Source organism: Algoriphagus sp. 4150, from assembly GCF_031457395.1.
Taxonomy (GTDB): Bacteria; Bacteroidota; Bacteroidia; order Cytophagales; family Cyclobacteriaceae; genus Algoriphagus.
Map to the genome: position 1 here is coordinate 1 of NZ_JAVDWS010000048.1, position 8363 is coordinate 8363.

Consider the following 8363-nt stretch of genomic DNA (forward strand, 5'->3'; position numbering starts at 1 on the left):
GAAAATACGTTGGGGCTTTAGTTGAAATCCTTTTTTCATCTTAATTGGTTTTTTGTCCCAACAAAATGTGTCAACTTTATTCAGGGAGTATCACCATGTTTACCAAATCGTATGTCGCTTTGCTTTCTTATTGGTAGAAAAGCGGATATACATAGTAAAGAATTACGCTAATGAACATTTTCGAATACCTGTTGATCATCTCACCCAATGAGGAAATTAAACATGATGTAATGTCCCTAAAAAAGGAATTTGCAAATCGCTATGGATGTAAAAAGGCAGCAGGCTTAACACCTCACATTACCATGGGGAATTGGCTACAAAGCAGCTACCGCGAAGCTAGAATCATTGCCAACATCAAGCGTTTTGCAGAAACCGTCAATCCCTTCTTGGCTCAATTTGATGGTATTGGAAAATTTGAACCCAAAACCATATTTGTCAATGTGCTTAACAAGGAATCCTTTGCAGATATATCGAGAGGGCTAAGGCACTCGTCTAGCTCTCTGCTAAAAAAACATGTGGCTTTCCCAAGCACTGCACATCTCACAATCGCCAGATCCATGGAGCCTGAGCAGTTTGAACAAGCTTGGAGTGATTATGAAAACGAAGAGTTTAAAGATTCCTGTGAGGTCAACGGAATGATCTTACTTCGGAGAAAATTATATAAAGAAGGGCATAGCACCTACAAAACTATTGCAACTTTTCCCTTTGCTGGAAAAGAGCCACATATTCAGCAATTGGAGCTTGGGTTTTGAAGGAAAACAGGCAATCACTCCACCTGCTCCTTAATCCAACCCAAAATCACCTCCAAAGCTTTCGGAGAAAAAGTCTGTTCTATAGACGCATATTCGCTAGGTTCCCCGGTCTGTGCTTCTTGGAATAGATGATTTAGCCCCGGCAATTCCATAGTGGTCACATTTTTATTTCCGCCCTTTTCCAAACCTGCTTTTATTGCTTGCAGGTTTTCTTTTGGAGGGACTTGCAGGTCTTTTTCTCCATTGAGTGCCAATACTGGGCAGCTCACTTTTTCCAAAGCCGGAGCAGGATCGTACCTGATAAAATTCTGCATCCAGGGACTGGTGAGTTGATCTACTTGTGCCGTGACAAATTCTTCCTCACTCATTCCCTCGGGAATATTTTCCGCAGGAATATTCCTAAATACCTGTGTCATGTAGCTTTTAATTTCACTTTTCAGTTCTTCTTCCCCCTGATCTTTCATCACAATTTCAAACGTTTTTTTACTGATCAGCTCATTTTCCGCAAGCTGATTGGGACTCATTCCGGATGCTTCACCAATAAGCGCCTGTTGGGCAAGAAGTAGCTTATCTCCCCTGATTCCAGTACCTGCGAGCAGCACGATAAAGTCAATGTCTTGGGAATTTCCTGCTACCATAGGCGCGATAATCCCTCCCTCGCTGTGTCCTATAAGTCCAATTTTACTTTTGTCTATCTCCGGGCGTGATTGCAAATACTGTACAGCCGAAGCTACGTCTGTGGCAAAATCCACCGAAGTAGCTGTGCCGAAATCGCCTGTAGAAGCCGCTGTTCCTCGATCATCAAAACGCAATACCGCGATTCCATTTCTGGTCAGATAATCCGACAGAACCAAAAAAGGTTTGTGTCCCATCAGTTCCTCATCACGGTTTTGCGGACCGCTTCCGGAGATCAGAACCACAGCCGGGAACGAGCCCGTTTGTTCAGGTAAAGTCAGCGTGCCTGCAAGCGATATTTCTGCCTGTTTATTCTCAAAAATCACATCTTCAGAACGGTAAGGAAACGGTTTTTTAGGTTCCTGAGGTCTTTTGACGCTCGCTTTATCAATGGCTTCCCGTGACAGATTCATAGGAGCTGACTGACCTGCCTGATTGAAAACCCCAATGATGATCCCGTCATCACCCAATGTCCCCTCATAATTAATCTTGGCATTAGTAATGGAGATTTTCAGGATCCCATTTTCAAAGCCCGTAGATGTCACGGGGATTCCAAACGCGCCTTGGTCCGGACTATCCATAGTCGCGCTATAGCCGTTTTCAGTTTGCTCCACATTGAACACCAGTCGCAGTTGGATACCCTGAACTTTCAGAGCACCATGCCATTGGCCGGTGATGTCTTGAGCGTAGGATGTAAGGGTAAAAAGAAGTGCGAAGAGAAATAAGTAAAGAGCTTTCATTCGAATGGAGTATGCTAAGACTTAAAGAATGGATAAAGAAAAGTAAAAGAAACTGTTTGCCAAAATGTCCCCATCTCAACTTATCAATACTAAAACCTTGAAACGTTCGGTTTGAACGCCTTATTGACACTTTATTCTTCACCTAATTTCCGTAGGCTTTCATTTGCCAACAGGGACTTCATCTGCATAATGGCTACCTGATTCAATTGGACTAATCTGTCTTTTTGGGGTAGGCCTTGCTCTATTAACAAAGCATTGATGCTTTCCATATTGCTCAAAACGACTAATTGCTCAATAGATGCTTCATCCCTCATGTTGCCTTTCTTTTCTGTAACTGAATTTTTCGAGGCTTCCTCTTTCCATTGCTTTGCAGTTTTTCCAAAAAGAGCCACATTCAGCAAGTCTGCTTCATTGGCATAGGTGAAATTGATCTGGGAACTAGAAATGAGTTTCGGTACAATATTCTGCTTGATCGCATCTGTATGGATCCTATAATTAATCTTCGAAAGAGTTCTTTGAAGATTCCATTCAAGATTTAATCGATTACTCTCCTCTTCTTTTAGCCTTTTGAACTCTTTGATCAAATAGATTTTAAACTCCGCACTAATCCACATACCAAATTCAAAAGCGATATCCGAATGCGCATAAGTGCCTCCATATCGTCCTGCTTTTGCTTGCAATCCTATAGCATTTGTTTTAGAAACCCACTCCTTTACGCTCAACTTATAACTATTTAATCCTGCTTGACTTTTAATTATGGCGAATTCGCCATAATTAAAATCCGGATTATAAACCGATTCCCATATACCCAAAAACTCAACGGTGTTTCTATTTCTTAACCAATCTGAAATAAAGAAATCTCCATCCTTCGATTTTAGCATATCCGTTAGGGAAATGTAGTCTACCCCAAGCTCATTCAGTATGGTAATGGCATTGCCTTGTACTTCTATTATTTTCTTTTTTGACATATCTAATTATTATAAATATACCGAAATCGAGGTACTTTGAAAGGTCTTTTTCTCGTCGAAACATCATAAATCCATCTCTCTAACAAGAAGACTACTTTTTTATTGGCGCAGCCATTCTATTTTTCTATTTTTCCAGAATACAATTTCGATAAACCCACTCAACCCAAAATAAGTGCTTACACTTTTCAGTTTCTTAGCTTTTACAGGCTTTGTAGCCATCTACTCCACGTGGATGCTACGCAAACAAAATCTTCAGACCCAAGACGGTTATTTTCTGGGCGGACGCAGCCTAACGGGCGTGGTCATTGCCGGCTCCATGCTGCTTACCAATATTTCCACCGAGCATCTCGTGGGCATGAATGGATCGGCCTATAAAAACGGAGCAATTATTATTGCATGGGAAGTTACTTCGGCGATCGCATTGGTGATCGGTGCGCTGTATTTTATCCCAAAATACCTGAGAATGGGACTGACTACCATTCCCGAGTTTTTGGAGAAAAGGTTTGATAAAATGACACAGGCGTTGATATCCCTGCTGCTGATTATCTCCTTTGTCGTGACACTGTTGCCAATCGTACTCTACACCGGAGCGATTAATATTGAATCCATATTCGGCATTTCGGAAACGCTGGGAATTACCCAGACAGAGGGAATTTGGCTCACTGTTGTCGTGGTGGGGGTGATCGGTGCAGTTTACGCGATTTTTGGAGGATTGAAAATGGTGGCTTACACAGATACGATTAATGGTTTTGGGTTGCTCATTGCAGGGTTGTTGGTTCCTGTTTTTGCACTTTGGGATATAGGAGATGGAAATATTCTTGATGGTCTGGCGAAAGTGTTCAACAATGCGCCTGAAAAATTTAATGTGATCAGTAAGGAGCCATCAATTGGCCCGGGATCCAGAGATTCTATTCTGCCTTTTGAAGTGTTATTCACGGGCTTGATCATCAACCAGCTGTATTTCTGGACCATGCATCAATCCATCGTGCAGCGGGCTTTGGGAGCGGTGAGTCTGAAAGAAGCCCAAAAAGGCTTGTTATTCACAGGGATTTTAAAGATCCTGATCCCCCTGGTGATTGTATTGCCTGGCATCATCGGTTTCTATTATTTCGGAGACACACTATTCAATGCTCAAGACAGCGTCTATCCGGAGCTGGTCAAGCGGGTACTCCCTCCTTGGATGACAGGCTTTTTTGTCGCAGTAATTATGGGAGCGATTTTGAGCACCTTCAACAGTGCTTTGAACAGCGCAGCGACCATCTTCAGCTTGGATATTTTCAAGGTCTATATCAACAAAGCTGCTAAAGAAGGTCAGCTTGTTCGGATCGGCAAGTGGGTTTCGGCTATTCTGGCTGTAGTTTCTATACTGGTAGCCCCCTTTGTGGCAAATGCTCCAGCAGGTCTTTATCAACTCTTGCAGCAGCTCAACGGAATCTTCTTTATCCCTATGGCCACGGTAATTATTGCCAGCTTCTTTTTCCCAAGAGTTTCGGCAGCAGGAGCTAAAGCCGGGCTGGTCTTTGGGTTGGGATTCTACATTCTGATGGACCTGATACTTCAAGTCAATATTCATTTCGTCCACATCTGGGGCATAGAATTTATCCTCAATCTGATCGTCATGCATGTGGTATCGGCAAAATATCCGGTTACCGTTCCCTTTGTGATGGCAGATTCAGGCAAATTGAGCATAGTCCCGTGGAAATATGCTAAAACACTGGGCTGGATTTTGATTTCAATCACAGTTATTATTTATGTAATTTTAGGTACAATCGCTTAATACTATGGAAACTACAGAAAAGGAATTCAGGAATTACGACCACGCCGATGTGAAAGTCGCGGTGCGTGAACATTATAGGAAAATGCGGATGTATCAGACCTATGAGTATGTCCAGCGGATGAAATCCAAGTACCTCAAATTTGACAAGCCGATGAGTCTTTGGGATGCTATGGAAAAACTCAATGCACTGATCGATGTCAGCGATCCGGATCTTGATTTGCCAAATGTGCAGCATTTGATCCAGTCCGCGGAGGCTTTGAGGCATGACAACCGTCCCGATTGGATGCAGCTCGTAGGTTTGATCCATGATCTGGGCAAAGTCATGTATTTATTTGGAAGTGATGAAGACGGCACGAGCCAAGCAGAGCAATGGGGACTTGTGGGAGATGTATTTGTAGTCGGCGCAAAATTGCCTGACACCTGCGTCTACCCCGAGTTCAATGGATTAAACCCCGATATGAACGATCCCCGCTACAACACAGAAATGGGTATTTATGAAAAAGGCTGTGGCCTGGACAACCTGCAACTGGCTTGGGGACATGATGAGTATTTCTATCAGGTATTAAAAAACCGTAAAGAAAATACAATCCCTGAAGCAGGAATGGTGATGGTGCGCTATCATTCTTTTTATCCTTGGCACAATGGCGGAAGTTATTCTCAATTTGAAGCGCCGCAAGATGCACAATACAAAGAATGGATTCTTGACTTCAATAGATACGATCTATACACCAAATCTCCAAAAATCTATGATCTGGATGAGATGAAAGACTATTACCTACCGATTGCAGAGAAGTATCTGGGAAAAGGCCCGATTTACTGGTAAACCTTGGACTGGGCTTTCCGGATGTCATTCAAACACAGCCACTGCCCGTACCGGAGAGCCTGTTCCTCCTCTGATCTTCAATGGAAACCCTATAAACCGAAATCTACCTCTATCGATCAACAGATGGAGGTTGATCAGGTTTTCGTAATGGGTAAAGCCCATCTCTCCACAGATTTGATGTACTTCTTGGTTGGTAAGCTTGGGAATTCCGGGAGACATTGTCTCTACTCCAAAGGCGGAAATTTCCTGTTCACCGAGCCAACGGGCGGCTTCTACCGTGAGTCCAGGACCTTTGTTCCAGTTATCTGTGCCAAAATATTTCCGATAATGATCTGTGCAAAGTAAAACAGTATCTCCTTGGAGAATAGACAATCCGGCGATTTGAACTGCCTGCTCAATATCCTCCACGGTAATTAATTCCTGCAATCCCTTATGGGATAAATCAAGACAAATACCCTCCGTATAAAACATGGAAAGCGGCATTTGATCTATTGACTGCACAGCAAATTCTTTTCCCATGTGATTCAGCCCATCGACATGAGTACCTGTATGCTCACTCATTTCAAGTTTAAGCGCACTTGGGGTATGGGTTTGGGGATTTATCTCCTTTGCCCATTGCTCATGCATGGCATGCACACTGATTTTGACAGGAGCCATGCTATGGTGCATAGGCATACCATCGTATATTTCCTGTGAGAGGTCTATGATTTCAGGCATGAGATTATTTTTTGTGATTGTAGGCCATGATTCCAGTGGCGGTATTCTCTATGTTATACTGGCTAGAAGACCGATGACAGAAGACCGAAGCAACCTAAATGATAAAGTTCACCAAATCCTTTGATGCTTTAATCTCTTTAGTGGTAGAAAAGCGGATACACATAAAAAATATTTCTTCAAAAAGAAAAAATCAGTCTCAAAGGTTCCCTTACCCCGATCAATTAATGACAACATTTCAATCTCTTTGATTTGAACAATTCAAGACAAAGATTATTGATCAGCTTTAAAGCTGTTTGGAAGAAAACTATTTTCGTAGACAGAGAGGGTGTGAGAAACGGCAGAAATAATGACTTAATACTGTTGATTTGACAAGAATTAACTCAAAATGCCCGGGACAGGAAAATACAAATTAAAATTGGAGAAATTGGCAACGGGAAAATTTAAGCCACTCGGAGATTCTTAAGTGGAAAAGAATAATTTGTTCAGGTTCAACGAGTAATGTGTAGTCATGGCTAGGGGATTTGCTGAAGCCAAACTAATTCTGAATCTTGGAGTTAGATCTAAGAGAGATAAACCCAAATTCAGACACCATGGACTTTAATCAAAATGAAAATCAACGGATGATCGCCCAGATGATCCGTGATTTCGGAGCCAAGGAGATCACACCATTCCGAAAGGACTGGGATGACAGATCCCATTTCCCAATAGAACTTTTCAGAAAACTCGGTGAGCTCGGACTAATGGGAGTTTTGATTCCTACCGAATATGGAGGATCCGGATTAGGCTACCTCGAATACGTCACCGCTATCGTGGAGCTTTCAAAGCTCGATCCTTCGGTGGGGCTTTCCATGGCCGCGCACAACTCACTTTGCTCGGGACATATCATGGCTTTTGGCACTGAGGAGCAAAAGCAAAAATACCTACCCAAACTTGCTACCTGCGAATGGCTTGGAGCTTGGGGATTGACTGAGCCCAACACAGGTTCGGATGCTGGAAATATGCGGACCGTCGCCAAAAAAGAAGGTGACACCTGGATTATCAACGGAGCAAAAAATTTCATCACACATGGTGAATCAGGGGATGTGGCTGTAGTGATCGCAAGAACCGGAGAAATCGGTGATTCCCATGGGATGACTGCCTTTATTGTAGAAAGAGGCACTCCGGGATTTAAAGGAGGAAGAAAGGAAGACAAACTGGGCATGCGGGCCTCTGAGACTGCTGAAATGCTTTTCGACGATTGCATTATTCCCGAAAGTCAAGTACTGGGCAAAGTGGGCAATGGTTTTATCCAATCTATGAAAGTACTGGACGGCGGTAGGATTTCTATTGCAGCGCTGGGTCAAGGAATAGCCGAGGGAGCCTTGGAAGCATCCATTCAATATTCCAAAGAAAGGCATCAATTTAATAAACCGATCAGTTCTTTTCAGGGGATTTCCTTCAAGTTGGCAGATATGGCCACTCAAGTGGAAGCCTCACGATTATTGATATTTAAGGCGGCTGACCTTAAAAACCGTGGAGAGAAAGTAACCCTGGCAGGAGCTCAGGCCAAATATTTTTCGTCTGAGGTCGCTGTTTCCGTCTCCAATGATGCGGTTCAGATCTTTGGCGGCTATGGCTTTACCAAGGATTATCCGGTGGAAAAATTCTATCGAGACTCCAAGCTATGTACCATAGGCGAAGGAACATCAGAGATACAAAAGATGGTAATTGCGAGAGAGATTTTGAAATAAATTCCAAAAGATTAGCCGTAATGATCTCAGTTAGTCTATTTCCTTTGGTTTACCGGCTGGAAGACCGAAGACGGGTGACCGAAGTAGCCTTGACCTTACCTGATTTTGGTTGTCACATTCTTGTCTTCCGGACAGTTAAGTTAAGTGATTGTTTTACTATTCTCTTTCTTGGTTGTTCAGG

At 42.9% G+C, this 8363-nt stretch carries 7 protein-coding genes; 4 read left to right on the forward strand and 3 right to left on the reverse strand.

Going from position 1 to position 8363, the window contains the following annotated elements; all coding sequences use genetic code 11:
• Positions 1–170 precede the first annotated feature (170 nt).
• Positions 171–752: a 2'-5' RNA ligase family protein gene (locus J2X69_RS24370; protein ID WP_310109385.1), complete on the forward strand. Its 582-nt coding sequence runs from the start codon at positions 171–173 to the stop codon at positions 750–752.
• 14 nt (positions 753–766) lie between these two features.
• On the opposite strand, the gene J2X69_RS24375 is transcribed toward J2X69_RS24370, so the two are convergent.
• On the reverse strand, positions 767–2167 hold the full coding sequence (locus J2X69_RS24375) for an alpha/beta fold hydrolase (RefSeq protein ID WP_310109388.1): 1401 nt from the start codon (positions 2165–2167) through the stop codon (positions 767–769).
• A 131-nt stretch (positions 2168–2298) separates the two neighbouring features.
• A complete protein-coding gene (locus J2X69_RS24380; protein ID WP_310109389.1) occupies positions 2299–3135 on the reverse strand; it encodes a KilA-N domain-containing protein in 837 nt (278 codons plus the stop codon).
• Positions 3136–3307: 172 nt separating this feature from the next.
• On the opposite strand from J2X69_RS24380, the gene J2X69_RS24385 reads away from it, so the two are divergent.
• Complete coding sequence (locus J2X69_RS24385) at positions 3308–4912, forward strand: solute:sodium symporter family transporter (RefSeq protein ID WP_310109390.1); 1605 nt, start codon at positions 3308–3310, stop codon at positions 4910–4912.
• Between the two features lie 4 nt (positions 4913–4916).
• Positions 4917–5735, forward strand: a complete 819-nt coding sequence (locus tag J2X69_RS24390; RefSeq protein ID WP_310109394.1) for an inositol oxygenase family protein — start codon at positions 4917–4919, stop codon at positions 5733–5735.
• Positions 5736–5759: 24 nt separating this feature from the next.
• On the opposite strand, the gene J2X69_RS24395 is transcribed toward J2X69_RS24390, so the two are convergent.
• Entirely contained in the window at positions 5760–6452 is a 693-nt protein-coding gene (locus tag J2X69_RS24395; RefSeq protein WP_310109396.1) for a cyclase family protein, read from the reverse strand.
• A gap of 590 nt (positions 6453–7042) precedes the next feature.
• On the opposite strand from J2X69_RS24395, the gene J2X69_RS24400 reads away from it, so the two are divergent.
• Positions 7043–8182, forward strand: a complete 1140-nt coding sequence (locus tag J2X69_RS24400; protein ID WP_310109398.1) for an acyl-CoA dehydrogenase family protein — start codon at positions 7043–7045, stop codon at positions 8180–8182.
• Positions 8183–8363: the final 181 nt, after the last annotated feature.